At 64.3% G+C, this 25,400-nt stretch carries 30 protein-coding genes; 13 read left to right on the top strand and 17 right to left on the bottom strand.

Going from position 1 to position 25,400, the window contains the following annotated elements:
* Positions 1-4 precede the first annotated feature (4 nt).
* The 3 genes from M622_RS0120805 to M622_RS38665 are packed head-to-tail and all read right to left on the bottom strand — an operon-like array spanning position 5 to position 3,272.
* The gene (locus M622_RS0120805; RefSeq protein ID WP_031347630.1) at positions 5-454 is read right to left on the bottom strand and encodes a hypothetical protein; all 450 of its coding nucleotides are present in this window, start codon (positions 452-454) and stop codon (positions 5-7) included.
* A gap of 18 nt (positions 455-472) precedes the next feature.
* Positions 473-1,849: a S41 family peptidase gene (locus tag M622_RS38670; RefSeq protein ID WP_021251109.1), complete on the bottom strand. Its 1,377-nt coding sequence runs from the start codon at positions 1,847-1,849 to the stop codon at positions 473-475.
* Positions 1,850-1,895: 46 nt separating this feature from the next.
* The gene (locus tag M622_RS38665; protein ID WP_031347629.1) at positions 1,896-3,272 is read right to left on the bottom strand and encodes a murein hydrolase activator EnvC family protein; all 1,377 of its coding nucleotides are present in this window, start codon (positions 3,270-3,272) and stop codon (positions 1,896-1,898) included.
* Positions 3,273-3,303: 31 nt separating this feature from the next.
* Between M622_RS38665 and M622_RS40260 the strand changes: the two genes are divergently transcribed.
* From M622_RS40260 to M622_RS38635, 7 genes are read left to right on the top strand one after another with little or no spacing between them, the layout of a single operon-like run.
* Positions 3,304-3,462 carry a hypothetical protein gene (locus M622_RS40260; protein WP_157282160.1) on the top strand — a complete coding sequence of 53 codons (159 nt, stop codon included), beginning with the start codon at positions 3,304-3,306 and terminating at the stop codon, positions 3,460-3,462.
* A complete protein-coding gene (locus M622_RS38660; RefSeq protein WP_021251107.1) occupies positions 3,459-3,788 on the top strand; it encodes an ArsR/SmtB family transcription factor in 330 nt (109 codons plus the stop codon). The genes M622_RS40260 and M622_RS38660 overlap by 4 nt, the downstream gene beginning before the upstream one ends.
* A gap of 35 nt (positions 3,789-3,823) precedes the next feature.
* A complete protein-coding gene (locus tag M622_RS38655) occupies positions 3,824-4,240 on the top strand; it encodes a rhodanese-like domain-containing protein (RefSeq protein ID WP_021251106.1) in 417 nt (138 codons plus the stop codon).
* Positions 4,237-4,512, top strand: a complete 276-nt coding sequence (grxC, locus tag M622_RS38650; RefSeq protein WP_031347628.1) for a glutaredoxin 3 — start codon at positions 4,237-4,239, stop codon at positions 4,510-4,512. Before M622_RS38655 ends, grxC begins: the two co-directional genes overlap by 4 nt.
* 38 nt (positions 4,513-4,550) lie before the next feature.
* Complete coding sequence (gene secB / locus M622_RS38645; protein ID WP_021251104.1) at positions 4,551-5,015, top strand: protein-export chaperone SecB; 465 nt, start codon at positions 4,551-4,553, stop codon at positions 5,013-5,015.
* 14 nt (positions 5,016-5,029) lie between these two features.
* A complete protein-coding gene (locus tag M622_RS38640; protein ID WP_021251103.1) occupies positions 5,030-5,494 on the top strand; it encodes an SH3 domain-containing protein in 465 nt (154 codons plus the stop codon).
* Positions 5,494-6,495, top strand: coding sequence for an NAD(P)H-dependent glycerol-3-phosphate dehydrogenase (locus M622_RS38635; RefSeq protein ID WP_021251102.1), 1,002 nt, complete (start codon positions 5,494-5,496; stop codon positions 6,493-6,495). The genes M622_RS38640 and M622_RS38635 overlap by 1 nt, the downstream gene beginning before the upstream one ends.
* A 47-nt stretch (positions 6,496-6,542) precedes the next feature.
* Here M622_RS38635 and M622_RS38630 read toward each other — a convergent pair whose 3' ends face one another.
* Both M622_RS38630 and M622_RS38625 read right to left on the bottom strand, forming a co-directional pair.
* The gene (locus tag M622_RS38630) at positions 6,543-7,007 is read right to left on the bottom strand and encodes a tRNA (cytidine(34)-2'-O)-methyltransferase (protein WP_021251101.1); all 465 of its coding nucleotides are present in this window, start codon (positions 7,005-7,007) and stop codon (positions 6,543-6,545) included.
* A 50-nt stretch (positions 7,008-7,057) separates the two neighbouring features.
* Positions 7,058-7,735: a ComF family protein gene (locus tag M622_RS38625; RefSeq protein WP_021251100.1), complete on the bottom strand. Its 678-nt coding sequence runs from the start codon at positions 7,733-7,735 to the stop codon at positions 7,058-7,060.
* Between the two features lie 105 nt (positions 7,736-7,840).
* Between M622_RS38625 and M622_RS40255 the strand changes: the two genes are divergently transcribed.
* Genes M622_RS40255 through M622_RS38615 form a run of 3 tightly spaced genes read left to right on the top strand, consistent with a single transcriptional unit; the run spans position 7,841 to position 9,579 of the window.
* Entirely contained in the window at positions 7,841-7,987 is a 147-nt protein-coding gene (locus M622_RS40255) for a hypothetical protein (RefSeq protein ID WP_021251099.1), read from the top strand.
* An 11-nt stretch (positions 7,988-7,998) separates the two neighbouring features.
* The gene (locus M622_RS38620; protein ID WP_021251098.1) at positions 7,999-8,904 is read left to right on the top strand and encodes a methyltransferase domain-containing protein; all 906 of its coding nucleotides are present in this window, start codon (positions 7,999-8,001) and stop codon (positions 8,902-8,904) included.
* A gap of 27 nt (positions 8,905-8,931) precedes the next feature.
* The gene (locus M622_RS38615) at positions 8,932-9,579 is read left to right on the top strand and encodes a pyrimidine 5'-nucleotidase (RefSeq protein ID WP_021251097.1); all 648 of its coding nucleotides are present in this window, start codon (positions 8,932-8,934) and stop codon (positions 9,577-9,579) included.
* 3 nt (positions 9,580-9,582) lie between these two features.
* Here M622_RS38615 and M622_RS38610 read toward each other — a convergent pair whose 3' ends face one another.
* The 3 genes from M622_RS38610 to yihA form a co-directional block, all read right to left on the bottom strand.
* The gene (locus tag M622_RS38610) at positions 9,583-10,092 is read right to left on the bottom strand and encodes a GNAT family N-acetyltransferase (protein ID WP_021251096.1); all 510 of its coding nucleotides are present in this window, start codon (positions 10,090-10,092) and stop codon (positions 9,583-9,585) included.
* Complete coding sequence (hemB, locus tag M622_RS38605) at positions 10,089-11,105, bottom strand: porphobilinogen synthase (RefSeq protein ID WP_031347624.1); 1,017 nt, start codon at positions 11,103-11,105, stop codon at positions 10,089-10,091. The genes M622_RS38610 and hemB overlap by 4 nt, the downstream gene beginning before the upstream one ends.
* Positions 11,106-11,350: 245 nt before the next feature.
* A complete protein-coding gene (yihA, locus tag M622_RS38600; RefSeq protein ID WP_021251094.1) occupies positions 11,351-12,010 on the bottom strand; it encodes a ribosome biogenesis GTP-binding protein YihA/YsxC in 660 nt (219 codons plus the stop codon).
* Between the two features lie 121 nt (positions 12,011-12,131).
* Here yihA and M622_RS38595 point away from each other — a divergent pair, with 121 nt between their 5' ends.
* On the top strand, positions 12,132-12,761 hold the full coding sequence (locus M622_RS38595; RefSeq protein WP_021251093.1) for a c-type cytochrome: 630 nt from the start codon (positions 12,132-12,134) through the stop codon (positions 12,759-12,761).
* Between the two features lie 61 nt (positions 12,762-12,822).
* Here the strand turns inward: M622_RS38595 and M622_RS38590 are convergent, their stop codons facing one another.
* Positions 12,823-13,638: a ferritin-like domain-containing protein gene (locus M622_RS38590; RefSeq protein WP_031347621.1), complete on the bottom strand. Its 816-nt coding sequence runs from the start codon at positions 13,636-13,638 to the stop codon at positions 12,823-12,825.
* A gap of 126 nt (positions 13,639-13,764) precedes the next feature.
* On the opposite strand from M622_RS38590, the gene moeA reads away from it, so the two are divergent.
* Together moeA and rpiA are read left to right on the top strand one after the other, a co-directional pair.
* Complete coding sequence (gene moeA, locus M622_RS38585) at positions 13,765-15,015, top strand: molybdopterin molybdotransferase MoeA (protein WP_021251091.1); 1,251 nt, start codon at positions 13,765-13,767, stop codon at positions 15,013-15,015.
* A 16-nt stretch (positions 15,016-15,031) separates the two neighbouring features.
* Positions 15,032-15,694 carry a ribose-5-phosphate isomerase RpiA gene (gene rpiA, locus M622_RS38580; protein ID WP_021251090.1) on the top strand — a complete coding sequence of 221 codons (663 nt, stop codon included), beginning with the start codon at positions 15,032-15,034 and terminating at the stop codon, positions 15,692-15,694.
* A 44-nt stretch (positions 15,695-15,738) separates the two neighbouring features.
* Here the strand turns inward: rpiA and dmpH are convergent, their stop codons facing one another.
* The 8 genes from dmpH to dmpG form a co-directional block, all read right to left on the bottom strand.
* Positions 15,739-16,527 (bottom strand): 2-oxo-3-hexenedioate decarboxylase, encoded by a 789-nt coding sequence (gene dmpH, locus M622_RS38575; RefSeq protein ID WP_021251089.1) that lies wholly within the window; start codon positions 16,525-16,527, stop codon positions 15,739-15,741.
* A gap of 30 nt (positions 16,528-16,557) precedes the next feature.
* Positions 16,558-17,340 (bottom strand): 2-oxopent-4-enoate hydratase, encoded by a 783-nt coding sequence (dmpE, locus tag M622_RS38570; protein WP_021251088.1) that lies wholly within the window; start codon positions 17,338-17,340, stop codon positions 16,558-16,560.
* An 11-nt stretch (positions 17,341-17,351) separates the two neighbouring features.
* Positions 17,352-18,812, bottom strand: coding sequence for a 2-hydroxymuconic semialdehyde dehydrogenase (locus M622_RS38565; RefSeq protein WP_021251087.1), 1,461 nt, complete (start codon positions 18,810-18,812; stop codon positions 17,352-17,354).
* 180 nt (positions 18,813-18,992) lie between these two features.
* A complete protein-coding gene (locus tag M622_RS38560) occupies positions 18,993-19,316 on the bottom strand; it encodes a 2Fe-2S iron-sulfur cluster-binding protein (protein ID WP_031347620.1) in 324 nt (107 codons plus the stop codon).
* A 1-nt stretch (position 19,317) separates the two neighbouring features.
* On the bottom strand, positions 19,318-22,860 hold the full coding sequence (locus tag M622_RS38555; protein WP_021251085.1) for an indolepyruvate ferredoxin oxidoreductase family protein: 3,543 nt from the start codon (positions 22,858-22,860) through the stop codon (positions 19,318-19,320).
* A 307-nt stretch (positions 22,861-23,167) separates the two neighbouring features.
* Positions 23,168-24,088, bottom strand: a complete 921-nt coding sequence (locus tag M622_RS38550) for a SphA family protein (protein WP_021251084.1) — start codon at positions 24,086-24,088, stop codon at positions 23,168-23,170.
* Positions 24,089-24,195: 107 nt separating this feature from the next.
* A complete protein-coding gene (locus M622_RS38545) occupies positions 24,196-24,387 on the bottom strand; it encodes a 4-oxalocrotonate tautomerase (protein WP_021251083.1) in 192 nt (63 codons plus the stop codon).
* Positions 24,388-24,467: 80 nt separating this feature from the next.
* Positions 24,468-25,400, bottom strand: a 933-nt coding sequence (dmpG, locus tag M622_RS38540) for a 4-hydroxy-2-oxovalerate aldolase (protein WP_021251082.1), incomplete at its 5' end; no start/stop codon positions are given.

The raw sequence follows: 25,400 nt of genomic DNA, 5'->3' as shown, positions 1-25,400 counted from the left end.
TGCTTTACTTGTACTCGCGCAGTTCGACCGGGGTGTCGTCACGATCGCCATGCGGATGCTGATCCCAGGCCTGGATATAGACCTCCTGGGACTGCTTGATCAGGCGCTCCGGCGAGTCGAGATTGTGGCGCTGGGTCTCTTCACAAAAATAGATCAAGGCACGCACAAGCTTGGTATAGAGCGCGTTGTCCAGTGCACAGCCCGCATCACGCAAGGCGTCTTCCAGCGCCTCGAGCGAATAGTCCAGCACCGAATAGCGCACGCGCAGACAGAGTGGGTCGCCCGTGCGCTCGATCTGCAGCCCTTTCAGCACATGCAGGACTTCCCACGCACGCTCCAGCTGCCCGGGCGGCAAGGCCTTGAAGCGGATCTCCCGCTCCTTGGCAATTCCTGTTCCGGGCGCTGGATGGTCGTGGCGTCTGCCAGCCAGTTTGTAGGCAGTCTCCCGGCGCATGACCTACCCCCGACGCTGTTATGGTTTTTTATTCTGGACGATCTGCAGGCCCTTGAGAAGGTTGATCGCCTGCGTCAGCTGATGATCGTCCTTGCCTGCCAATTCAAAACGCACCGGCTCCGCCTCTTCGTCGGCCGGAATATTATCTCCGCCAGCCTGTTTGGCCGCGCGTTCAGCCTCCGGGTCCTTGTCATTTCCAAGGTGCCCCTGCAAGTCGGCCTCGCGAACCCGACGGCTGGAACCGTTGGCGCTCTCTTCGACGACGATGTCCGGCTCGATCCCCTTGGCCTGGATCGAACGCCCACTCGGCGTGTAGTAGCGCGCGGTGGTGAGCTTGATCGCAGTATTGTTGTTGAGCGGCAGGATGGTCTGCACCGAACCCTTGCCAAAGGTCTGAGTACCCATCACCACCGCACGCTTGTGATCCTGCAGCGCGCCAGCGACGATCTCGGAAGCCGAGGCCGAGCCCGCGTTGACCAGCACGACCATGGGCATGTCCTTCGCACCCTCCGGAAGCTTGCGCAGGAAATCCTCACGCGTGCCACGCAGGTAATCCTCGGGCGTCGCACGGTACTCGCGCTTGGCATCTTCAGTGCGCCCGTCGGTGGATACGACCAGTTCGCCCGCAGGGAGGAAGGCCGCAGACACGCCCACCGCACCATGGAGCAGGCCACCGGGGTCGTTACGCAGGTCAAGCACCAGGCCCATCAGCGGGGCCTCGGCCGTCAGCTTGGTCAGATGCTGCACCACCGCTGCCGCCGTGTTCTCCTGGAACTGGGCGACGCGCAGGTAAGCATAGCCGGGCTCGAGCAGCTTGGACTTCACACTCTGCACCTTGATGATTTCGCGCTTCAGCGTCAGCACGACGGGTCGCGCCTCGCCCTTGCGCATTATCGTCAACACGATGTCGGTGTCAGGTTTGCCACGCATACGCTTGACCGCGTCGTTCAGGCTCATGCCCTTGACCGGCGTTTCATCGAGCTTGACGATCAGATCGCCGGCCTTAACCCCGGCACGAAAGGCTGGGGTGTCCTCGATCGGCGAGATCACCTTGACGAAGCCGTCCTCCATGCCGACCTCGATACCGAGGCCGCCAAACTCGCCCTGAGTGCCAACCTGAAGATCCTTGAAAGCTTCGGTGTCGAGGTAGGCCGAATGCGGATCCAAGCCGGACAGCATGCCGCTGATCGAATCAACGATCAGCTTCTTGTCTTCGACCGGTTCGACATAACCCTGTTTTATCGCATTGAAAACGTCGGCATACGCACGCAGTTCCTCGACCGGCAGGGGAACCTGGGTCGTACGATCGGCGTTCGCGGAAAAATTGAGACTTAGCATCACGCCGGCGAACACACCGGTCATGACGAGGCCGAGCTGCTTCAGCTTGCTACGCATGAAAACTCCATCGGGGAAGCGGCTCTTGCCCTTCACGCCGGATTGTCTAGTTGAGTCGCACCCATTGCATCGGGTCGAGAGGGCGACCCTGATGACGGAGCTCGAAGTATAAACCTGATTCCCCGCCCCCTCCGCTACTGCCCACACTGGCAATTGCATCGCCACCGGAGACCGAATCGCCTACTTCCTTGAGCAATGCGTCGTTGTTGCCATACACCGAAAGATAGTCGCCACCATGGTCGACGATGATCAGGTTGCCATAGCCGCGCAACCAGTCCGAATAGACGATTTCGCCGCTTGCGACCGCTTTCACATCTGCTCCCCCCCCTGCGCGGATGAAGACACCTTTCCAGGTCGTGCCACCTTCCGCCCTTGGAGCACCAAAACGCCCCACGAGTTCGCCACGCACCGGAAAACGCAGCTGCCCCCGCAACTGGGCAAAGCGCACGCCGGTCGGCGTCGCGCCCGCACTGCTGCGCGCCTCACCCACCACCGGCTCGGCACGACGCGCGGGGGTACGCTCGGGACTGCGTTCAGGCGCGACCGCAACACCGCTTTCCTGCGCCTGGATCCGGGCCTGTGCCTGCGCAGCCGCGGCCCGCTCTTCGGCTGCGCGCAGCTCTGCCGCACGCTGCGCCGCCAGCAGACGCGCAGCCTCGCGCGCTGCCGCCGCCCGCGCCCGCTGCACCAGCGTCTCGATCACGCGCGCCAGACGCTGCTCATCGTCACGCAGCGTCGTCACCTCGCGCTTCTGCGTTTTCAGGCGCTGCGACAGCGCAGCCACCGCGTCCTTGCGCTGCACCAGGCTCAGCTCGAGTTGCGCACGCTGAGCGCTCTGATCGGCCTCCAGCGCAGCCACGCGATCACGCCGGCGCGCAATTTCCTGCGTACGTTGTTCGGTTTCACGCAGCGCGGCGCGCATGCCCTCGATCAGGCTCAGGCGCGCACGACCGAGCTGCTCAAGGTAGTAGACATCGCGTGCGATCTGGTTCGGGTCGCGTGCCGACAGCAGCGGCGCGACGCCATCGGAGGCGCCATGGACGTAGTGCCGACGCAGCCACTGCGCCAGCTCATCGCGGCGCGATGCAATCCCCGCCTGCGCCTCACGCTGCTCGCGCTCCAGCCCGGCCAGTTGCGCCTCGGCCTCGGCGCGCTCGCGCTGCAACTGCATCACGCGCCGCCGCACCCGCGACACTTCGCGCTCGGACGCGGCAAGTACCTTCTCCGCATCGGAGCGATCAGCCTCTGTCCGTGACATCTCCTTTTGCAACTCACGAATACGCTGCTTCAGCTCATCGAGGTCGGAGCGCTTGTCGACAATGTCGTCACCCGCCTGCGCGTGAGCCGGATCAGTGACTGCGCCCGACGCCAGCACACAGCCAAGGACGAGGGCTGCCAGGTAGCGACGACCAGCGAAGCTCATGAAGCGATGATTCCGAGTGAGATTGCGAGGAATGATGAAGGCCACGGCGCCCGCTGCGATCAGCAAGCGCCCGGCGCAAGGGCAGAGAGCCGTCAATACGCCGCAGCGGGCGATCAATCCGGCATCGATCAAACAAGACTACAACACCTTATTTTATACTACTGCTTTATCTCCATCGGCCCGGCCGTGAACCAAGACGACAACTTCTCCCTGATCGACAAGAATGAGCATATCGAGACGGCCGCGCGCGCCCTCAAGGCGATCGCCCATCCGCTGCGCCTCAAGATCCTGTGCGTGCTGGGCGAGAGCGAGCTGTGCGTGCAGGACATCGTCGAAGCCGTCGGCACCTCGCAGAGCAACATCTCCCAGCATCTCGCGATCCTGCGTGACAAGGAGGTCCTGCAAACACGCAAGGATGCAAACCGCGTCTACTACCGCGTCGGTGACCGTCGCACCCTGCAGCTCATCGTGTTGATGCGCGAGCTGTTCTGTGGCATCGACCGCGAAGAAGACTGATTCAATCCCCACCCCCAACCGGAGCACCCCTTTCCGTGGAATTTCTGCAACATAACTGGTATTGGGCCGCACTGGCCGTGGCAAGCGGCGGCTGGCTCAGCGTCGAGCTGATCCGCAGCCGTGGCGACACCAGCCAACTGTCGCCGGTCCAGGCCACCCTGCTGATCAATCGCGAGGACGCCATCATCCTCGACGTACGCGAACAGGGCGATTACGCCAAGGGCCACATTCCCAATGCCCGCCACATCCCGCTCAGCGAATTCGCGCGCCGCAGCGCCGAAATGGAAAAATGGAAGGGGCAGCCGCTGATTCTTTGCTGCGCCAGCGGCGGGCGCTCGGAATCAGCAGGCGCGCAGCTGCGCAAGGCGGGCTTTGACAAGGTCTACAACCTGCGCGGCGGCATGATGGAGTGGGAAAAGGCCGGTCAACCGATCAGCCGCAAGAAAAAATGAGCAGCAAACCTCCTGTCCGCATGTACGCCACCGCGTCCTGCCCCTACTGCATCCGTGCCGAGCAACTGCTGCGCGAACGCGGTGTCGTCGACCTTGAAAAGATCCGCACCGATCTCGCCCCCGAGCAGCGCGCGCTCATGATCAAGGTTTCGGGGCGGCGTACGGTTCCGCAGATCTTCATTGGCGACTACCATGTCGGCGGTTGCGACGAGCTTTTCGCCCTCGACCGTGCCGGCAAGCTCGAACCCTTGCTGTGCGGCACTGCTTCCTGAAGCCTCACCCCCCTTCCATTTCTACCGGATCACACCCCATGTCTGAAAACGCGCAACCCGTCTTCTCGATCGAAAAGCTGTACGTCAAGGATCTGTCGCTCGAAGTCCCCGGCGCCCCGCAGATCTTCCTCGAACGCGAAGCCCCGCAAGTCAACGTGCAACTGCGCACCGAAGCACAGAACATCGATGAAGGTGTGTATGAGGTCGTCCTGACCGTCACCGTATCCGCCTCGATCGGTGAAGACCGCACGCTGTTCCTGGTCGAGGTCGCACAAGGCGGCATTTTCCAGATCCGTAACGTGCCCGAGGCCGACCTCGAGCCGGTGATGATGATCGGCTGCCCGAACATCCTCTTCCCCTATGCGCGCGAAGCGGTGTCCGACGCAGTGACCCGCGCCGGCTTCCAGCCCGTGCTGCTGTCGCCGGTCAACTTCGAAACCCTGTATCAGTCGCAGCGCCAGCAGGCGGTGCAACAAGAAGCGGGCGACGTTCCTATCCAGTGACAAGGCCTGCTGTCATGCCCCTCCTGCGCCGCAAGCTCCTGCCCAGTCTCGCCACGACATTGCTCGCATTCAGCGGCCTGACGGCAGGTGCGGCACAGGCGATCGAATTTCGCTCGCTGACCGAAGCGGCCATCGTCTATGACGCGCCGTCGACAGAAGGCAGACGTCTTTTCATCCTGCGCCCGGGCACACCGGTCGAGATCGTGGTGACGCTGGATCAGTGGATCAAGGTGCGCGAACCGAGCGGCTCACTGAGCTGGATCGAACGCCGCGTGCTGGCCAAACGCCGCACCCTGCTGGTCACCGCCGAGCGCGCGGCAATCAGGCGTGAAGCGCGTGACGATGCCCCACTGAGCTTCGAAGCCGCGCGTAACGTCGTCGTCGAACTGATCGAGGCGCCCACGCTCGGCTGGGCCAGGGTGCGCCACGCGGACGGACTCGAGGGCTACATCCGCGCCAGCGACGTCTGGGGCCTGTGATGCACACCCCCAGGCCGCGACGTATCGCGGTGTTCGGCGCGGGCGCGTGGGGAACGGCGCTGGCACAAGCCTTCAGCGCCACCCACGAGGTCTGCCTGTGGGGTCGCGACCGCGCGCATCTGGACACGATCGCACACACGCGCGAAAACCAGCGCTACCTGCCCGGCGTCCGTCTGCGCGAAAGCCTGCGCGTGGAGAGCGACTTCACGCGCGCAGCGCAAACCGCCGACCTGCACCTGGTCGTCACCCCGCTCGGCGGCCTGCGCGACACCGTACGCCAACTGCACCGTGTGCAGCCCGCCACCCCCTTGCTGTGGGCGTGCAAGGGACTGGAGGCGGGCAGCGGCCGCCTGCCGCATGAGATCATCGCCGAAGAGCTGGGCCCGAGCTCGGCCAGCGGCGTGCTCACCGGCCCCAGCTTCGCCGTCGAGGTCGCACGCGGCCAGCCCACGGCGATCACGCTCGCTGCGGAGGATGAAGGCTTCGCCCGCCACTGGGTGGCCACCCTGCATCAGCCGCACCTACGCATCTACGCCAACACCGACCTGATCGGCTGTGAAATCGGCGGCGCAATCAAGAACGTCATCGCCATCGCCGCCGGCGTATCCGACGGCATGGGCTTTGGCCTCAACGCCCGCGCCGCGCTGATCACCCGTGGACTGGCGGAAATCGCCCGTCTTGCCGTCGCTCTCGGCGGGCGCGGCGAGACCCTGATGGGCCTGGCCGGCATGGGTGACCTGATCCTGACCTGCACCGGCGACCTCTCACGCAATCGTCGCGTAGGCCTGGAACTGGCCAGGGGCAGCACGCTGGACGACATCTTGCGCACGCTCGGTCATGTCGCCGAAGGCGTATCGACCGCACGCGAAGTGGTCAGGCTTGCCCAGCGCAGCGCAGCCGAGATGCCCATCTGCGAAGCAGTGGACGCGCTATTGCATCAGGGTCTGGACGCACGCGCCGCGGTAGAAAGACTCCTGGCGCGCGACCCCCGCCACGAATAAGCGCCACGCCCCCGCCGCCACTCCAGGCCCGCCGCTTCAGCGCTGCATCACAACGCACCGGCAAAGCCCTGCTGCCGCCAGGCTTCGTACACCACGACCGCCACCGCGTTGGACAGATTCAGGCTGCGGTTGGTCGGCTGCATCGGGATACGGATGCGGGCATCGGGCGCGAAGCACTCCAGCACCTGCGCGGGCAGACCGCGACTCTCGGGTCCGAACACGAATACGTCGCCGCTGCGGTATTCGACATCATCGTGGCGGCGCGATGCGCGCGTGGTGAGCGCAAAAAAGCGCCGGCCCTGCAGCGCCGCGCAACATTGCTCCCAGCTCGGATGCACGGTGACCCGGGTCAGGTCGTGATAGTCCAGCCCCGCGCGGGCCAGATGCTTGTCCGTCAGATCGAAGCCCAGCGGCTCGATCAGGTGCAGGGCGCTACCGGTGTTGGCCGCAAGACGAATGATGTTGCCGGTGTTGGGGGGAATTTCGGGCTGGTAGAGAACGATCTCGAACATCGAAACAGAATTACCGAGGAGCGCCTTGGGCGCGAAGCCGGCACTGTAGCTCAGGCGGGAGTGGGCGTGCGCGCCACCACCAGATTGGTGACCCGACTCGCCCCCTGACGCTTCAGACAACGCGCCAGCTCGTTCAGGCTGGCGCCGGTGGTCATCACGTCATCGACCACCAGCACATGTCGCCCCTCCAACGCCAGATCACAGGCAAGTGCCCCGTGCTGATTCACGATGCGATCTTCGCGCCCGAGCGAGGCCTGGGCCGGCGTATCACGCACCTTGCGCACCCCTGCCAGCTCCATCGACACGCGGTTTGAGTGGCTCAACACGCGCGCGATTTCCACTGCCTGGTTGAAGCCCCGCTCTGCCAGGCGGCGCGCATGGAGTGGCATCGGCACGATCAGATCGACCTCGACCCGGAGTGACTCGGCAAGCGCACACACTTCGCGCGCGAAGAAGCGGGCCACCGTCAGCTGACACCCGTACTTGAGTGACTGGACGAGCTGATCGACCGGAAACGCATAGTCGAACACGGCACGGGTGGCGTCGTAGGCAGGTGGCTGACGCAGACACTGCCCGCAAGGCCCGCCATTCAGGCTGGGCAAGGCGCACACAGCACAGGCCGCCAGCGGACGGCGCGGCAATTCGGCCAGGCAGGGCGCGCACAGTGCGTGCTCGGCAGCCAGCTCACCACAGACCAGACAATCCTGCGGCATCAGGACGTCGAGCATGCGGGCAAATAGCCGGCACGAGTTTCGGGCAAGGTTTGACAAGGTTTCAGGCAATGGCAGAACATGCACACCCAGTCATTACAGCGCGTGCCGCCGGAAATAACAATGGCATCAATCGACGCCAGCCCTGCGCCGCGGCCAAGCGGCCGCGCGCGGGCGCTCACGCCCGCCATCGGGGGTGCCCGTCAGCGCGCTGCGCAGCGTGCCCTGAGCGCCATCGTGGCGGCCCTGGCTGCCGAGGCAAGCTCATGACCGCAGCGCCCATGAACAAAGAGTTCAGCCTTGATCGCGCCTTGCTGCGTCGCCGCTTCGCGCGCGCGGCTGCGACCAGCGATGGCGCCGATGTGCTGGCACGCGAGGTCGCACAGCGCATGGACGAGCGTCTCGACTACATCCGCTGTGAGCCGCGACGCGTGCTCGATCTTGGCTGCGGCACCGGCGCCGATCTGCCCCGGCTCGCGCAACGCTTTCCACAGGCCTGCTTGCTCGCTGCCGACTTCGCGCCTGCCATGCTGGCGCGCGCGGGCGCACGCCAGCGTGGCGCAGCGTCCGCGCCAGGCCTGCTGCGGCGCATGCTGGGTCGTGGCCCCGCGCCGCTGCCGCACGTAGTGGCCGATGCCCGCGCCCTGCCCTTTGCCCGCGGCAGCCTCGGTCTGGTGTGGTCCAACCTGATGCTGCCCGCCGTGGACGACCCGCTCCCGGTGCTGCAGGAAATTCACCGCACACTGGAAGTCGGCGGGCTGCTGATGTTCTCCACCCTCGGCCCCGATTCGCTGCGCGAATTGCGCGCTGCACTGCCCACCGACGCAGGCGAACGTGTGCATCGCTTCATCGACATGCACGATGTGGGCGATGCCCTGGTCAAGGCCGGCTTTGCCGACCCGGTGATGGACATGGAGATGCTGACCCTGACCTACACTGAGCTGGACGGACTGCTGCTTGACCTGCGCGCCACCGGCGCCAACAACGCAGCCAGCACGCGTGCGCGCGGACTTGCCGGACGCCAGGGGTGGGCCAGGGCACGCGCAAGCTACGAAAGCCTGCGTCGGGATGGCCGGCTTCCTGCCACCTTCGAGATCATCCAGGGCCACGCCTGGAAACCCGCTCCCAAAACCCTGGATGATGGCCGCAGCATCGTCCACTTCCAGCCCCGCCCGCCCGCGCGCTGAGCACGGCTGCCGGCAAGGACCTCATTGATGCACGCTCATCCCGTCTGGCTGTTCGATCTGGACAACACCCTGCACAACGCCAGCCCGCACATCTTTCCGCACATCCACCGCAGCATGGGCAGCTATCTGGAAAAGCACCTCGCGCTCTCTCCAGAAGCGGCCAACACGCTGCGCATGCAGTACTGGCATCGCTACGGCGCCACCTTGCTAGGCCTCATGCGCCACCACGGCACCGACCCCCAGCACTTCCTCGCCGAAACCCATCGTTTCGAGCGCCTGCACGAGATGATGGTGTTCGAGCGCGCCCTGCACGGCATGCTGCGCAAGCTGCCCGGGCGCCGCTTCGTGTTCTCCAATGCCCCGCGCCATTACGCCCTGGCCGTGCTCGACGTCATGGGAATACACGCGCTGTTCGACGACGTGATCGGCATCGAAGACCTCGATTACCACCCCAAGCCGGGTATCCGCGGCTATCGCAAGCTGCTCTCGTCACGTCGTCTCAACCCGGCGCGCTGCATCATGCTGGAAGACTCGGCGGTGAACCTGCGCACCGCAAAACGCCTCGGCATGCGCACCGTGCTGGTCGGCCGCAACCTGCGCACGCCAGCGTATGTGGACGTGAAGCTGGCATCGATTCTCGACCTCAGGCGCCAGGTCGGACGCCTGACAGGCTGATCCTCAGTTGCGCCGCATGAAAACCGCGCCCGCACCATACGCCGCGGGCAGCGGCGTGGGCGTGGCGACGAAGCCCAGGCCACACCAATAGGCGCGCGCATCGGCCAGCGCTACCAGCCGCAGGCCGCGCAAGCCGCAATGCTGCGCCCAGGTCTGCACCTTGGCGAACAAGCCCGCCCCCACTCCGGCGCCACGCGCGCGCGCGCTCACCGCGAGGTCGTGCACAAAGCCGAATTCCGCACCCGCCGGCAAGCGCTCGATCGCGGCATGCAGCGGTGGGGCGTTGTCGGACCAGGGGTGGGCGATGATGTAGGCGAGGCCACGCCCCTCACGCTCGGCAAGCCAGCACGCTCCGGGCGCAAGGCTGAGCTTGCGGCCGAGCACCTCAGCCGACTCCTGATAGCCATCGGCATAGGCCTCACGCTGAATGCTCAGCACGGTGTCGATGTCATCGCTGCGCAGCGCCCGCAAACATACGGCCGAGGACGGTGCGCCCAGGCGCGTCAGGCTCATGCGTCCGTTTTCATCCAGCGCGCCGCATCAAGCGCGTAATAGGTCAGGATGCCGTCAGCACCGGCGCGCTTGAAGGACAGCAAGGCCTCCATTGCGCACGCCTTCTCGTCCAGCCAGCCATTGAGCGCGGCCGCCTTGAGCATCGCGTACTCACCACTGACCTGATAGACGTAGGTTGGCACCTCGAGCTCGCGCTTCACACGGCGCACGATGTCCAGGTAAGGCATGCCGGGCTTGACCATGAACATGTCAGCGCCTTCGGCGATGTCCATCGCCACTTCGCGCAAGGCTTCGTCGCTGTTGGCCGGGTCCATCTGATAGGTGTACTTGTTGCCCGAGCCCAGATTCCCGGCCGAGCCCACGGCGTCGCGGAAGGGCCCGTAAAAGCTCGAGGCATATTTGGCCGAATAGGCGAGGATGCGCGTATGGATGAGGCCGGCCCGATCGAGCTGGGTGCGGATGCGGCCGATACGTCCATCCATCATGTCCGATGGCGCCACCACGTCGGCACCCGCCTGCGCATGACACAGCGCCTGCCTGGCCAGGGCCTCGAGCGTCTCGTCGTTCATGACGTAGCCTCTCGGGTCGCGGGGGTCGATCAGACCGTCCTGACCATGGCTGGTGTAAGGATCAAGCGCCACATCGGTGATCACCCCCAACTCGGGAAAGCGCGCCTTCAAGGCCTGCACGGCGCGCGGCACCAGCCCCTGCGGGTTCCAGGCCTCCTCCGCGCCATCGCTCTTGCCGGCGACATCGATCACCGGAAACAAGGCCAGCGCAGGCACGCCCAGGCTCAGCGCGTCTTCGGCAATCTTCAGCAAGCGGTCGATCGACACGCGCTCGACCCCCGGCATCGACGCCACCGACTCGGTGCGCTGCTCGCCATCGAGCACGAACACCGGATAGATCAGATCATTCACGCTCAGTACGTTCTCGCGCATCAGGCGACGGGAAAATTCATCACGGCGCATGCGGCGCAGGCGGGTGGATGGAAAGACTCCGGTTGGACGCATTTCTTGATCTCTCATATCAGATTTCAGGATAGGGGTTTCAAAACAGGTTTCCAAACGCCTGTGCCCGGCATTCACGGACACATGTGGTAACGCATCGCGTGCGGAACTTTCAGGCGCAGCACCTCATCTCAGCGTGCAGACGAGGGCGCGCGCTTGCGTTACCTCATCTCCCGCTTCACCTCCCTGAGCGGGCGCCTCACGCCGGTGAGGACTTTCGCCCCCGACCGCCCCCTGGTCGGGGGCTTTTATTTTGCGTCGGATGTATCGTGACCAAGGGGCGGGAGCGGGACTTCCTGCGCCTGCGCCACCGGGCCCAGACCGAGCCAGCCGGCGATGACGTGCTCGGCTTCTTCCACGCCGGTCTTTTTCAGGCTGGAGAAGAGCTGCACCGTCACCTGAGGCCCAAGCGGGGCCAACTGACGCCGCACATCCTGCAAGGTGGCCGTGGCCGCGCCGCGTGACAACTTGTCGCTCTTGGTCAGCAGCACATGCATGGGCCGCCCCGAGGGCACGAACCAGTCGATCATCGTGCGGTCCAGAGGCGTGAGTGGGTGGCGCGAATCCATGATGAGCACCAGCCCCGCCAGGCTTTCCCTGTGCTTGAGGTAATGCTCGATCAGGCCCTGCCAATCACGCCTCACCTTTTCCGGTACTGCGGCATAGCCGTAACCGGGGAGGTCAACCAGCAAGGCGCCGCTGTTGAGGCGGAAAAAATTGATCAGCTGGGTGCGGCCGGGGGTCTTGGAAACATAAGCCAGGCGAACATGACCTGCCAGCGTGTTGATCGCGCTCGATTTTCCGGCGTTGGACCGACCCGCGAAGGCGATCTCCGCGCCAGACGGGGGCGGCAAGCCGGACGGCTTGGCGATCGATATCTCGAATTGTGCGTTGCGGAAAATGGGCATGAAAAGAAGGACAAAAGGCCGGCTGAATGCGCTACAAAGCCCACGCCGCATCGCGCAACGCGGGATTCCTGTTATAGAATACCGCGTTTGAAACAATCACTCACGGCTTTCCGAGGACATCATGATCAAGCGTTCCCTGCTGCTCTCGTCCCTGCTGCTTGTCTCCGGAGGCCTGTTGGCCCAGGACCAGGCCCCGGACCTCGCCAAGGCAAAACAGACTGCCGAATCGGTTTGCGTCGCCTGTCACAGCGCAGATGGCAATAGCCTGCTACCGGAAAACCCGAAGCTTGCCGGGCAGCACGAGGACTACCTCTACAAACAGATGCGCGAATTCAAGGGCTGGAATGGCGCAGCACCGGTTCGTGAGAACGCGATCATGGGCGCCATGGTTGCTGGCCTCGAAGACGAGGACATGAAGGGACTGGCCAAGTATTTCGCCTCCTTCGAACTCCAGCCCGAGACCTCGAAGAACCTCGAGACCATGGAACTCGGCCAGAAGATATGGCGTGGCGGCATCGCCTCCAAGGGCGTGCCAGCCTGTGCGTCCTGTCACGGCCCGGCAGGCGCCGGCCTGCCGGCGCAATATCCGCGCCTGTCCGGCCAGTTTGCCGACTACAGCGCAGCCCAACTCAAGGCCTTCCGTGACGGCGGACGGGCGAACGACCCGAACCGCATGATGCGCATGATCGCGTTGAAGATGACCGACGCCGAGATGAATGCGGTTTCAGACTACGCCGCCGGCCTGCGCTGAGCGTTGCGGTTTTCGCTGCGAGCGCTGAGACCCGAGGGGGTGGAGCATTCCACCCCCTTTTTCATTCGCGGCGCTGGCGCGGACGTGACAAGTGCTCCAGTTCGGCAGCGCTGAAGCCCGCCGCCAGTCGCGCTTCAATATGCAGCGGCGGCTGCGGACGCGGTGCGCGAAAATCGTCGATCAGCTGCACATAGGTGGCTTCCGGCTCGAGCCCGCGCACCGCGCACTGCGCACGAAACCAGCGATCACCGATGGCCACATGGCCGATCTCGTCACGCAGGATGATCTCCAGCACCGCGACGCTGGCCTGATCGCCCGCCGCGCGCAGCTTGTTCATGATCGGTGGCGTGGCGTCCAGCCCACGCGCCTCCAGCACGCGCGGCACCAGCGCCATGCGCGCCAGCAAGTCGTGCGCAGTGCGGCATGCCATGTCCCACAGCCCATCGTGCGCGGGAAAATCACCGTAAGCGAATCCCAGCGCGGCGAGGCGCTCGCACACCAGATCGAAGTGATAGGCCTCCTCCGCCGCCACCTTGATCCAGTCATCGTGAAAAGCCCGCGCCTGCGAGCGGAAACGGTACACGCAGTCGAGCGCGAGGTTGATCGCGTTGAACTCGATATGCGCGATCGCATGCAGCAGCGCAGCATGACCTTCACGATGAGCGGTCTTGCGCCCGGCGAGTTGCGCCGGCGCGACCAGCTGTGGCCGCGTGGGACGGCCAGGCGCACGCAAGGGTGCATCGATATCGGCCGCCGTCACCCGATCCAGCCCTCCAGCCAACCAGTGTTCGCGCAGCGCAGTTGTCGCCGCACACTTCCGTGACGGATCGCAGATCATCAGGGCGGCGAGGGCCGCCTCATGGACACAGGCATGCATGGGCGCGAAGTCTAGCAAATGCCGAGGGAACAAGGGCATTGCGGCAGCGCCACAACATCGGCCCCGATGTGGGAAAATGCCCTTCGTCACGACCCGGACGGGTCGTATTTCCCTGGACTCTCACAGATGACTCAGTCCTCCCCAGGCGGCGACGCGGAGCGCGCGCTGCTGAGCGTTGGCGCCGCGCGCAGCCTGATCCTCGACACCCTGTCACCCATCGAGGGCTGGGAGTGCGTGGCGGTGCGCGCTGCACTCGATCGCGTGCTGGCCCGCGACGTGATCGCCCCCTGCAACGTGCCGGCCTACGACAACTCGGCCATGGACGGCTACGCCGTGCGCGCAGCGGATCTGGCCAGCGACGCTGAGACCGCGCTGGCGCTGGTCGGCACCGCCTTCGCCGGCCACCCCTTCGCGCACACCGTGGGCGCTGGCGAGGCGGTCCGCATCATGACCGGCGCGCCCGTCCCCGAGGGCGCTGACACCATCGTCATGCAGGAGCTCACCCGCCGCGAAGGCGAGCAGGTGCGTGTTCCTGCAGGATTGAAGAAAGGTCAGAATCTGCGCCGTGCTGGCGAAGACCTTGCCGCCGGCAGCATTGCGCTCGCCGCCGGGACGCGTTGCGGCCCGGCCGAGCTGGGCCTGATTGCCTCCCTCGGCATTGCCGAAGTGGTGGTGCACCGGCCACTGCGCGTCGCCTTCTTCTCTACCGGCGACGAGATCACCTCCATCGGCCTGCCCCTCGCCCCAGGCAAGGTGTACGACAGCAACCGCTACACCCTGTTCGGCGCGCTCTCGCGCCTGGGTTGCGAGCTGCTCGACATGGGCGTCATCCCGGATGAGGCCGCGGCGCTCGAGGCCGCGTTGCGCGATGCCGCGCAGGCGGCGGACGTCATCATCACCAGCGGCGGCGTGTCGGTCGGCGAGGCCGACTTCATTCGCGAGATGATGGCGCGCATGGGTGAGGTGTCCTTCTGGAAGCTGGCCATCAAGCCCGGCCGGCCGATGGCCTTCGGTCGCATCGGCGATGCCGTGCTGTTCGGCCTGCCCGGCAATCCGGTCGCGGTGCTGGTGAGCTTCTACCAGTTCGTGCAGGACGCACTGCTCAAGCTCCTGGGCGTCAACCCCCTGCCACCGGCCGAGCACTTCGCAGTCCGTGCCGACTTCGTCCTGCGCAAGCGCCCCGGCCACGTCGAATACCTGCGCGGGCGCCTGCAGCGTGATGGTGCCGAGCTCACGGTGGCGATGGCCGGCGCACAGGGCTCGGGCGTGCTGCGCTCGATGTCCGACGCGGACTGTTTCGTCGTGCTGCCCGAAGACTGCACTGCGGTGCAACCGGGCGACATGGTCTTCATTCAACCCTTCAACGGCCTGGTCTGAAGACCAGGATGCACCCATGACTCAGGACGAACTCAAGAAAGCGGCCGCGCTCGCCGCGCTCGACTACATCGAAGACGGCAGCATCGTAGGCGTCGGTACCGGCTCAACGGTCAACCATTTCATCGACGGCCTCGCCAGCGTGCGTGCGCGCATCCGCGGCGCGGTGTCCAGTTCGGAGGCGAGCTCAAAGCGTCTCGCGGCACTCGGCATACCCGTGTTCGATCTCAACGACATCGACCGCATCCCGGTCTACGTCGACGGGGCCGACGAGATCGATGGCAGCTTCGCGATGATCAAGGGCGGCGGTGGCGCGCTCACGCGCGAGAAGATCGTGGCCGCGGTGTCCGAGCGCTTCATCTGCATCTGCGACGCCAGCAAGCGCGTGCCCACCCTGGGCCACTTTCCGCTGCCGGTCGAGGTCATCCCGATGGCGCGCAGCCACGTCACCCGCGAACTCGCCCGCCTCGGTGGCGAGCCTCGCCTGCGCGCGGGCTTCGTCACCGATAACGGCAACCTGATCCTGGACGTGCATGGCCTGACGATCAGCGACCCGGTCGACACCGAGACGCGCATCAATCAGATCGTCGGCGTCGTCACCAATGGTCTGTTTGCCCGGCGCGGCGCGGACCTCCTGTTGCTTGCCGGCAAAGCCGGCGTCGAGCGCATTCCAAGGCCCTGAGGCAGCAACGGGAGATGGAGCTGACGAGGGCCTGCGTCCAGCACTCAGATGAAGCGGGTGCTCACGCTGCCAAGTGACTGGATACGCAGCGTCACGTTGTCGCCCGCGCTCACCGCGACGGCCTCGGTCACACCGCCGGACAGGATCATGGTGCCGGCCGGAATCTCCTCGCCACGTGCGCCGAGGTGGTTCGCCAGCGCTGCGATCGCCGCCGCCGGGTGGCCGAGCACGGCGGCACCGGCACCGATGGCCACCGCCTCACCATTCTTCTCCAGCACCACGCCCAGGGTGCGCAGGTCCAGCCCCGTCACCGGCGTCAGCTGACCGCCGAGTACGAAGCGCGTCGACGAGCAGTTGTCGGCGATCACGCTCTTGAGGTCGAACTTGAAATCCTTGTAGCGCGAGTCGATGATTTCAATGCCGGGCATGACGAAGTCGGTCGCCGCCAGCACGGCAGCGATGTGGCAGCCCGGGCCCTTGAGCGCACGCTTGGTGACGAACACGATCTCGGGCTCGACCTTGGGGTGGATCAGCTCACTGGTCTTGATTTCGCCGCCGTCGGGCACGCTGAAGTAGTCGACCAGCCAGCCGAATACCGGCGTGTCGACGCCCATCTGCTTCATCTTGCCGCGTGAGGTCAGGCCGGCCTTCAGACCGACCACACGATTGCCACGCGCCAGCTTGCGACGCAGGATCTCAGCCTGGATCGCGTAGGCATCATCCCAGTCCATGTCGGGATGGGCGTCGGTGATCTTCACCACTTCATGCGCTTGCAGTTCGGCGTTCTCGAGGAGTTCGGCGAGTTGTTCGATCGTCTTCTGATTGAGCTTCATGGGGGTGTTTCCTGTCAGAGGTTATGGGGATCAGATGAAGCGCACCGAGCAGCCGCCGATGCCGCCGATGGTCATGCGCAGGTTGTCGCCCTTGACCACCGGCACCATCGCGCCCATCGCGCCCGAGAGCACGATGTCGCCCGCCTTGAGCGCGATGCCCAGCGCACCGAGCGTGTTGGCGAGCCACACCATCGCATTGACCGGATGGGCCATGGTCGCGGCACCGGCGCCGGTGACGACGATCTCGCCGTTCTTCTCCAGCACCATGCCGGCCAGCGCCAGGTCCAGGTTGGCGATATCGACCAGTTGGTCGCCGAGCACGAATACGCCACACGAGGCGTTGTCGGCCACGGTGTCCTGGATGCGGATCTTCCAGTCCTGAATGCGCGAATCGACGATCTCGAAGCAGGCCATCACGCCTTCGGTGGCGGCGAGCACATCGGCTGCGGTGACACCGGGCCCCTGCAGATCCTTCTTCAGCAGGAAGGCGATCTCACCTTCAGCCTTGGGCTGAATCAGCGCGTCCATCTCGACCGACTCGCCTTCGTTGTACACCATGCTGTCGAGCAGATAGCCGAAGTCGGGCTGATGCACACCCAGCATGTTCATCACCGCCGTGCTGGTGACACCGATTTTCTTGCCGATGACGCGGTCGCCCTGCTCCAGGCGACGCGCGATCATGCGCTGCTGGACGTGATAAGCGTCCTCGATCGTCATCTCCGGATGCGTCGCCGTCAGCGGTGCAATCGGGGTACGGCTGCTCAGCGCGTCGAACAGCCTGTCGCCCAGGGCTTCGATGATTTTCTGGTCCATGTTTGCGCCCCTCACAGCTTGATGCAGATGTTTTTGAGTTCGGTATAGAACTCAAGCGAGTGCACACCGCCCTCACGGCCGATGCCCGACTGCTTGGAGCCACCAAAAGGCGTGCGCAGGTCACGCAGGAACCAGCTATTGACCCAGGCAATGCCCACTTCCATCTTTTGCGCCACACGGTGGGCACGCGACACGTTGGTGGTCCAGATCGCGGTGGCCAGGCCGTACTGGTTGTCGTTGGCTTTCTCCAGCACTTCCTCGACCGTGTCGAAGGGGGCGATATGGCAGCAGGGGCCGAAGATCTCCTCCTTGATGACGCGTGCGCTCTCGGGCAGCCCCGTCCAGATCGTCGGCTGCACCCAGCAGCCCTCGCTCAGCTCGCCCGCCATCTCAGGCACACCACCGCCGCTCACGACCGTCGCGCCCTCTTCCACCGCGAGGCGGTAGTAGGACAGCACCTTGTTCTGGTGCTCCTTGCTGATCAGCGGTCCCATGCTGGTGGCGGGGTCGTCGGGCACACCCACCTTCATCGCCTCGGCACCGGCCTTCATCGCCGCCACGAACTTGTCGAAAATCGGACGCTCGACATACACCCGTTCGGTACCCAGACAGACCTGGCCGCAGTTGGCGAAAGCCGAACGCAGCGTGCCCTCGATCGCAGCATCGAAGTCGCAGTCGGCGAACACGATCGCGGCGTTCTTGCCGCCCATCTCGAGCGAGACCGGGCGCGAGCCGTTGGCCGCCGCCTTCATGATGATCTCGCCGGTGCGGGTTTCACCGGTGAAGGTGATCGCATCAACACCCGGGTGTGAGGTCAGGAACTCACCTGCCGAGTTCGCGCCGAAGCCATGCACCACGTTGTACACCCCCTTAGGGATGCCGACCTTGTTCATGACTTCACCGAGCAGCGCAGCGGTTCGCGGCGTCTCTTCCGAGGGCTTGACCACCACCGTGTTGCCACAAGCCAGCGCCGGACCGACCTTCCACGTCATCAGCAGCAGCGGCAGATTCCACGGGCAGATCACGCCGATCACGCCCACCGGGCCGCGATAGCCGTAATTGATGCAGGAGCTGCCGTCAGGCGTAGCCATCTCGAAGAACTCGCTGGGCACGTTCTTCACCATGTCGGCAAAGATCTTGAAGTTTGCTGCGCCGCGCGGAATGTCGATGTGCGAGGCGAGGCTCTTCGGCTTGCCGGTGTCGGCACATTCGGCCTCGAGGAATTCGTCGAAGCGGTTGTTGATCTCGGCCACCAGGGCCTCAAGCAGCTCGACGCGGCGTGCCAGCGTCATCGTCCCCCAGGGTCCCTTCAGTGCGGCCCGGGCGGCGCCAACAGCCGCATCCACTTCGGCCTTGCCAGCCTCGGCGACCTGGCCGATGACGGCGTTGGAGATCGGCGTGCGGTTATCGAACCACTTGTCGGTGGCAACGAATTCGCCGTCGATGAAATTGAGGATCTTGTCTGCAAGCATGGTTACTTCCCCCAGCTCCGAGGAGCGCTTAAATGTTGATTGGCAGTCTCAGCTCGCGGACCGAAAAGGCCACGAACTGGCTGTGCAGGTTCACGCAGCACGCACTCGGACGACGGCCTCGAAGAGGCGCCCGTTGAGCTTGCGCGCTTGCTGAAACGGATTGCTGATCTGCACCCGGGCTCAGGCGCAGACCTTGATCTTCATCTTTCCCAGCACCCGCAGGCGGATGTCCGACAAGGGTTTCACCCGACACGCGAGGACGATGCCGTTGGCCTCTTCCTCGGCGCTGACGTGGTCGCGGCTCATCACACGCTTGCTGCACTCACCCGCCTCGAGCTGGACCTTGCACACGCCGCAGCCACCGCCCCGGCAGCCCACCGGAATGCCGCGCTTGCCAAGGCGCTCCATGCCGGACAGCAGCGTCTCGTCCGCGCGGCAACGGAACACCTCGCCAGTGTCGGCAATCGTTACCGCAAAGAAAGTCTTGGTCGCAACCATCGTCATCTCAGGCCACCTGTCTCTCTTGCTGCGGCGCGAGGAAGGCCCGCAGACGGGTTGCCTGCAGTTCGCGCGCGACGGCCAGGCTCTTTTCCTTGACGTGACCATAGCCGCGAATTTCGTCAGGCACGCTGGCCAGGGCGACGGCAGCGCCATGATTGACCGGACTGAGCTGGGCGATGATCTGCTCGAGCAACTGGAGGTAGTCCTCGATCAGCTGGCGCTCCATGCGTCGCTCAGCGGTCTTGCCAAACACGTCGAGCGCAGAGCCACGGAAGCGCTTGAGGCCAGCCATACGCTTGAACGCCTTGAACATCCACTCGCCGTACTGCTTCTTCTGCAGATGGCCGGTGGCCGGATCGGTCTTCGCCAGCAGCGGAGGTGCGAGGTTGTACTTGACCGAATAGCCGTGCGGGAACTGCGCATCGAGCTCGGCGATGAAGGCCGGGTCGGTGTGCAGGCGAGCGACCTCGTACTCATCCTTGAAGGCCATCAGCTTGTACAGGTAGCGCGCAGCCGCCTCTGACAACGCGCTACCTGGGAAGACGCGCTGCTCGGTGGCGACGACGCGCTTGATCGCGTCTGCGTAGCGCCGCGCATAGGCTTCGTCCTGGAAGGCGATGAGCTCGGGCACCCGCACTTCGACCAGGCGCCTGACCTCGGCATCAGCCCCGATCGAATCGACGATGTTGCGTGCGACCGCTGACAGTTGCGGCGCCCTGTGCAGCGTGAGCACAGCGCCGCTCGCGTGCTGCCGTACGATTTCGGCGTCCACGAAGCCACGATCGATCACCGCCATGCGGCCCCAGCGGAACGCCGCCAGACTCATGTCCACCGCTACCCCGGACTCGCGGATGGCGGCTTCGATCGATTCGGCTTGAAGGGGAATCGTGCCGGCCTGGAATGCCACGCCGACCATGAAATTGTTGGTCGCCATCGCATCACCGAACAGACCCTCGGCCAGCGCCTGGCCGTCGAGAAAGACGTTGTCCGACTTGCGCGTTACGCGGTCGATGCCTGCAGTGAGACCACCGCTCGCCGGGAACAGCACCTTGCGGTTGGCAACCATCTGCCCGGTCGGCGTCTCCGTGGTCGACACCACGGCGATGGTGCGCTCCGGGTTGCACTTGTCGAGGTTTTTCGGATCGGTCGCGTTGAGGATGTCGAAGCCAAGGTACAGATCGGCGCGGCCGTCCGAAATCTTGTTCGAGCCCTTGAACGGCGCGTGGGTGATCTTGATGTCGGAGATCACCGCTCCGCCCTTTTGCGCCAGACCGGTCTGGTCGAGACCGATGACGTGCTTGCCTTCGAGACGCGCGGCCTTGGCCAGCGTTGCCACCACGGTGACCGAACCGGTACCGCCAATACCCATGACGTGAATGCCGAAGCCCAGGCTGTCATCGACCTTCTTGACTGGCGCGGGCAGCGCGCGCTCGAGCGCCGGGATACGGCCCTTTTTCTTCCGGGGCGCGCCATCGGTGGCAGGCGCGGGGTGCGGTGTGATGGTGAGGAAAGACGGGCAAAAGCCCTTCACGCAGCTGTAGTCCTTGTTGCACGACGACTGATGGATGCGCGTCTTGCGTCCGAACTCGGTGTGCACCGGCTCGACGCTCATGCAGTTCGACTTCTCGCCGCAATCGCCGCAGCCTTCGCACACACGCTCGTTGATGACGATGACCTCAGCCGGCTCATCGGCCTTGCCACGGCTGCGCGCGCGGCGCAGCTCAGCGGCGCATTCCTGATCGTGCAGCAACACGGTGGTACCCGCGATCGCGGCCAGCACACGCTGTGCCTCATCCAGACGGTCGCGGTGCCAGACTTCGGTGCCACCAGGCAGCTGCACGGCATTGAAGCGCGACGGGTCGTCGGTGGTGACGATGACCTTGTTGACGCCATTGGCGAGCAGCTCGGCGACCATATTGACCACCGGCACTTCGCCCTGGATGGCCTGACCACCCGTCATCGAGGTGTGGGCGTTGCGCAACAGCTTGAAGGTGATGTTGACTCCGGTCGATGCAGCATAGCGGATCGCCAGGCTGCCCGAGTGCGCATAGGTACCGTCGCCCATGTTCTGGAAGATGTGCTGGGCTTCGGTAAAGGGCGCCATGCCGATCCACTGCGTGCCCTCGGCACCCATGTGCGTGCCCATCACCACATTGCGCCCCATCCACATGGCCATCGTGTGGCAGCCAATACCCGCTGACACGATGCTGTCATCAAGCGCGGTGGTGGACGTATTGTGCGGACAGCCCGAGCAGTACCAGGCGGTGCGTACCGCGGTCGGCAGCTTGTTGCGCGAATGGATCTCGTCCAGGCGCTTGAGCCAGTTCTCGGCCGATTCGATACGTGTCTTGCGCGACAGACGCTTGAGCAGTGCGCGCACGATGATGTCGGACTCGAGCTCGCCGTAGTGCGGCAGGAGTTCCCTTTCCTCTTCGTCGAACTTGCCGACAATGCGCGGCGCATTGCTCATGCCGTACAGCACCTGCTTGGCGAACATCTCGAGGAAGGGACGCTTTTCCTCGATGACGAAGATCTCTTCCAGACCTTGTGCGAATTCGCGCACGATGGTCGGCTCCATCGGGAACAGCATGCCCATCTTCAGGATACGGATGCCGTAGTGGCGCAAGGCGGCGTCGTCCAGACCCATCTCGAGGAAGGCCTGGTTGAGATCGTTGTAGGTCTTGCCCGCGGTGATGATGCCGATCCAGGCGTCCGGATTGGAAAAGACGACGTTGTTCAGATTATTGGCACGTGCGTAGCGCTTGGCCACTTCCAGGCGGCGGGTGTAGAGCGACTGCTCCATCTGCAGCGCCTCGGCACGTACGTTCATGCCCATGTTCATGGTGGGCGTGAAGATCTCGCCATCAAAGCTGAGGTCGGGGGTAATGAAATTGAGCCGTTCAGGCGAGACACAGGCCGTGCCACTGCCATCAGCAACATTGGTGACGATCTTCATCCCCGCCCACAGGCCGGCAAGGCGCGACATCTGGTAGCCGTGCAGGCCGAAGTCGAGGATTTCCTGGACGTTGCCCGGATACAGCGAGGGAATGCCGACGTGATAGAGCATCGGCTCGGACTGCGAGCACAGCGACGAACTCTTGCAACTCGGGTCATCACCCGCAATCGCCAGCACGCCACCGTTCTTGCCGATGCCAGTGTAGTTGGCGTGCTTGAGCGCGTCCCCCGAGCGATCCACACCCGGCGCCTTGCCGTACCACATGCCGGTGACACCATCGAACTTCTGCTTGCCGACGGTATGCAACATCTGTGTGCCCCACACTGCGGTGGCCGCAAGGTCCTCGTTCACGCCATCGACGAAATGGATGTGATGCTGCAACAACAGCTTTTGCTGCTTGATGAGCGCCGCATCCAGCATGCCGACTGGCGAGCCACGATAGCCGGACACGAACATCCCGGTGGTCAGCCCGCGACGCGCATCGGTACGCACCTGATCGAGCGTGAGGCGGACGATGGCATCGATACCGCCCAGATGGATGTCACCCTCTTCCTGTGTGAATGCGTTGACCGTGTTCTTGCCCGATGACATGTGCGTGCCCCTTCATCTATCCGAATCACGTGTGTGAATCCGGTTCATCTCCGTTTGGATCCTTTACGACCGAACGCGCACACCGGAACGATGTGGGAGCACGCTCGGCGCTGCACGCAGGCCGCACTGTCCAGGCCGCTCAACTGCTTGCGGCAGCTCCACCTGTAGCTGAGCTTGCGGCTACAAGCTCGGCAATATTTATAGCACAATAAACTCGAGATTTTTAGATTATTTCGACAAACCCGGCCGGCGTATGAGGCATGCCGGGATGTTGTCGGTCAATTGATGAGCTTCCAGCCCTGGAGGCTTACAGAGGCATGATCAGTTTCAGAATGAACTTGTCGCCTTCAAAGCGGTTCTCGACCTGGGTCTCGTGATTCCACTGGGCGGTAAGATGAACCCCTGACGGCGTGGTGTAGCTCACCGTCGGCCCGATGGCAAAGACCTGTCCGCGGCGCCCTTCGGACCAGAAACCGCCGAGTGCGGCAACAGTCTGGCCGTTGATCTTGTCGTCCGTGGTCTGCTTCAGGTAATAGCCCGACAGGCCCACGCCCCACGGACCGATGCGCTTGCCGACCAGGTAATCCAGGTGGAACTCGTCGCCCGAAGCGTAGCTGCCCACTCCAGCAGGGCCGGCGTAGTCCTTGTTCTTGGTCTTGATGTTGTACATCAGCTTGGACGAAAGCTCCCAGCCGGTGTCACCCATGTAGCTGACCCCGAACAAGGGTTCGAAGCTCCAGTAGTTGGCGCCGATGCTCTGACGCGCATCGCCTTCCTTGTAGCGCCCGGTCGGCAGGTTGACGTCAAGACCGACTGCCCAGTGCCAGTTCTTGGCATGCCAGGACACGATGAATGGGTTGATCGTGATGTCGCCGAGGCCATCCGCCGACTTCGAGCCAAACAGATCAACCTTCTGGTGCACCAAGGGGACGATCACATGCCAGCCCCAGTTGCCACCCATGATCTTGTGCTCGGTCGTCTGCACGAAGCGGAAGGCGTTGAACCAGGCATCGACCTCCCCCGAGGCGGCCTTGTTGCCGTTGCCATCGCGGAGCTCGCCACCGTAATAGCCGAAGTAGTTGATGAAGTAGTTTCCCGGGGGCGGGACTGCCCCTCCTAGCCAGGTTTCTGCGCCGTTCGGGTATTGATCGCCCCCGTCCTTGGCCTGAGCACCCGCACACATGACCAGGCCCAGGCCCAGCGCCGCAACAATCCTTCTGATCTTCATGTCCTTCTCTCCTCAATGGTGATGCTGCTGTGGTGTAGGTTTGCTGCGTCAAGGCCGGCGCCCTCTGCGGGGCCCGCGGCAAGAATTTGATTTTCTTCAGCGCTCGGTCAGCGTCCAAGGTCTTTCGCCGACACCCCGCCAATGCCCCAGTTGGTTTTCGGCACTTCGCTGATCAGCACGCGGACCGCTTGTTGCGGCGCATCCAGGGCCTCGATCAACGCCTGGGTGACCTTTTCGATCACCGCGCGTTTCTGCTCTTCGGTACGACCTTCAAGAATATGAATCTGCGCAAACGGCATTGTTTTCTCCCATAAGGGTGTGGGGGTGAATAGTCGCGTTCAGCGCTGCTGGATGTCACAGCACTACACACCTGACAGTTTCATGCCGCAATCCCTTTGGCTTTGGCCAGATTGAGCGCCGTATCCTCGATCATGTCTTCCTGACCGCCGACCATGCCGCGCCGGCCCATCTCGACCAGAATCTCGCGTGCCGGCACGCCGTACTTCTTCTCGGCGCGCTTGGCAAACAGCAGGAAGGAGCCATACACGCCGGCATAGCCCAGGGTCAGTGCGTCGCGGTCGATGCGGATCGGGAAGTCCATGATCGGCACCACCAGGTCTTCGGCCACGTCCTGGATCTTGAACACATCCACCCCGGTGTCGATGCCCATCAGGTCGCACACCGCGATGAACACTTCCAGCGGCGTGTTGCCCGCGCCCGCGCCCAGACCGGCGGCCGCAGCGTCGATGCGGGTGGCGCCCACTTCGAGCGCGGCGAGGCTGTTGGCCACGCCCATGGCGAGGTTGTGGTGACCGTGGAAGCCGAGCTCGGTCTCGGGCTTGAGGGCGTCGCGCACGGCGGACAGGCGCGACTTGACCGAGTCGGGCAGCAGGTGGCCGGCCGAGTCGGTGACGTAGATGCAGTTGGCGCCATAGCTTTCCATCAGCCTGGCTTGCTGCACCAGGCCTGCGGGGCTGTTCATGTGCGCCATCATCAGAAAGCCGACGGTGTCCATGCCCAGCTTGCGCGCATAGCCGATGTGTTGCTCGGAGACGTCGGCTTCGGTGCAGTGGGTGGCGACGCGAATCGTCGATACCCCCAGCTCATGCGCCATCTTCAGGTGCTCGACGGTGCCGATGCCCGGTAGCAGCAGCGCCGAGACCTTGGCCTGCTTCATGAGCGGGATCACCGCGCCGAGGTATTCCTCGTCGCTGTGGGCCGGGAAACCGTAGTTCACCGAGCTGCCACCGAGGCCGTCGCCGTGGGTGACCTCGATCAGCGGCACGCCCGCTTCGTCCAGACCGACGGCGAT

Origin of the sequence: Thauera terpenica 58Eu, from assembly GCF_000443165.1 — a bacterium.
GTDB classification, from domain to species: domain Bacteria; phylum Pseudomonadota; class Gammaproteobacteria; order Burkholderiales; family Rhodocyclaceae; genus Thauera; species Thauera terpenica.
The sequence above is the reverse complement of the archived record's forward strand: the minus strand, read 5'-3'. Positions and strand labels throughout refer to the sequence as shown.

What these genes read in the sequence shown, in the direction of transcription:
- M622_RS38545 (WP_021251083.1), bottom strand. Translation starts at nt 24,387, where the DNA reads ATGCCGTTTGCGCAGATTCATATTCTTGAAGGTCGTACCGAAGAGCAG.
- rpiA (WP_021251090.1), top strand. Translation starts at nt 15,032, where the DNA reads ATGACTCAGGACGAACTCAAGAAAGCGGCCGCGCTCGCCGCGCTCGAC.
- M622_RS38635 (WP_021251102.1), top strand. Translation starts at nt 5,494, where the DNA reads ATGCACACCCCCAGGCCGCGACGTATCGCGGTGTTCGGCGCGGGCGCG.
- M622_RS38610 (WP_021251096.1), bottom strand. Translation starts at nt 10,092, where the DNA reads ATGAGCCTGACGCGCCTGGGCGCACCGTCCTCGGCCGTATGTTTGCGG.
- M622_RS40255 (WP_021251099.1), top strand. Translation starts at nt 7,841, where the DNA reads ATGGCATCAATCGACGCCAGCCCTGCGCCGCGGCCAAGCGGCCGCGCG.
- M622_RS40260 (WP_157282160.1), top strand. Translation starts at nt 3,304, where the DNA reads ATGATGAAGGCCACGGCGCCCGCTGCGATCAGCAAGCGCCCGGCGCAA.
- secB (WP_021251104.1), top strand. Translation starts at nt 4,551, where the DNA reads ATGTCTGAAAACGCGCAACCCGTCTTCTCGATCGAAAAGCTGTACGTC.
- M622_RS38665 (WP_031347629.1), bottom strand. Translation starts at nt 3,272, where the DNA reads ATGAGCTTCGCTGGTCGTCGCTACCTGGCAGCCCTCGTCCTTGGCTGT.
- moeA (WP_021251091.1), top strand. Translation starts at nt 13,765, where the DNA reads ATGACTCAGTCCTCCCCAGGCGGCGACGCGGAGCGCGCGCTGCTGAGC.
- M622_RS38555 (WP_021251085.1), bottom strand. Translation starts at nt 22,860, where the DNA reads ATGTCATCGGGCAAGAACACGGTCAACGCATTCACACAGGAAGAGGGT.
- M622_RS38670 (WP_021251109.1), bottom strand. Translation starts at nt 1,849, where the DNA reads ATGCGTAGCAAGCTGAAGCAGCTCGGCCTCGTCATGACCGGTGTGTTC.
- M622_RS38640 (WP_021251103.1), top strand. Translation starts at nt 5,030, where the DNA reads ATGCCCCTCCTGCGCCGCAAGCTCCTGCCCAGTCTCGCCACGACATTG.
- M622_RS38615 (WP_021251097.1), top strand. Translation starts at nt 8,932, where the DNA reads ATGCACGCTCATCCCGTCTGGCTGTTCGATCTGGACAACACCCTGCAC.
- dmpE (WP_021251088.1), bottom strand. Translation starts at nt 17,340, where the DNA reads ATGGACCAGAAAATCATCGAAGCCCTGGGCGACAGGCTGTTCGACGCG.
- M622_RS38590 (WP_031347621.1), bottom strand. Translation starts at nt 13,638, where the DNA reads ATGCATGCCTGTGTCCATGAGGCGGCCCTCGCCGCCCTGATGATCTGC.
- M622_RS38630 (WP_021251101.1), bottom strand. Translation starts at nt 7,007, where the DNA reads ATGTTCGAGATCGTTCTCTACCAGCCCGAAATTCCCCCCAACACCGGC.
- hemB (WP_031347624.1), bottom strand. Translation starts at nt 11,105, where the DNA reads ATGCGTCCAACCGGAGTCTTTCCATCCACCCGCCTGCGCCGCATGCGC.
- grxC (WP_031347628.1), top strand. Translation starts at nt 4,237, where the DNA reads ATGAGCAGCAAACCTCCTGTCCGCATGTACGCCACCGCGTCCTGCCCC.
- M622_RS38550 (WP_021251084.1), bottom strand. Translation starts at nt 24,088, where the DNA reads ATGAAGATCAGAAGGATTGTTGCGGCGCTGGGCCTGGGCCTGGTCATG.
- M622_RS38625 (WP_021251100.1), bottom strand. Translation starts at nt 7,735, where the DNA reads ATGCTCGACGTCCTGATGCCGCAGGATTGTCTGGTCTGTGGTGAGCTG.
- yihA (WP_021251094.1), bottom strand. Translation starts at nt 12,010, where the DNA reads ATGCCCATTTTCCGCAACGCACAATTCGAGATATCGATCGCCAAGCCG.
- dmpH (WP_021251089.1), bottom strand. Translation starts at nt 16,527, where the DNA reads ATGAAGCTCAATCAGAAGACGATCGAACAACTCGCCGAACTCCTCGAG.
- M622_RS38565 (WP_021251087.1), bottom strand. Translation starts at nt 18,812, where the DNA reads ATGCTTGCAGACAAGATCCTCAATTTCATCGACGGCGAATTCGTTGCC.
- M622_RS38620 (WP_021251098.1), top strand. Translation starts at nt 7,999, where the DNA reads ATGAACAAAGAGTTCAGCCTTGATCGCGCCTTGCTGCGTCGCCGCTTC.
- M622_RS38560 (WP_031347620.1), bottom strand. Translation starts at nt 19,316, where the DNA reads ATGACGATGGTTGCGACCAAGACTTTCTTTGCGGTAACGATTGCCGAC.
- M622_RS38595 (WP_021251093.1), top strand. Translation starts at nt 12,132, where the DNA reads ATGATCAAGCGTTCCCTGCTGCTCTCGTCCCTGCTGCTTGTCTCCGGA.
- M622_RS0120805 (WP_031347630.1), bottom strand. Translation starts at nt 454, where the DNA reads ATGCGCCGGGAGACTGCCTACAAACTGGCTGGCAGACGCCACGACCAT.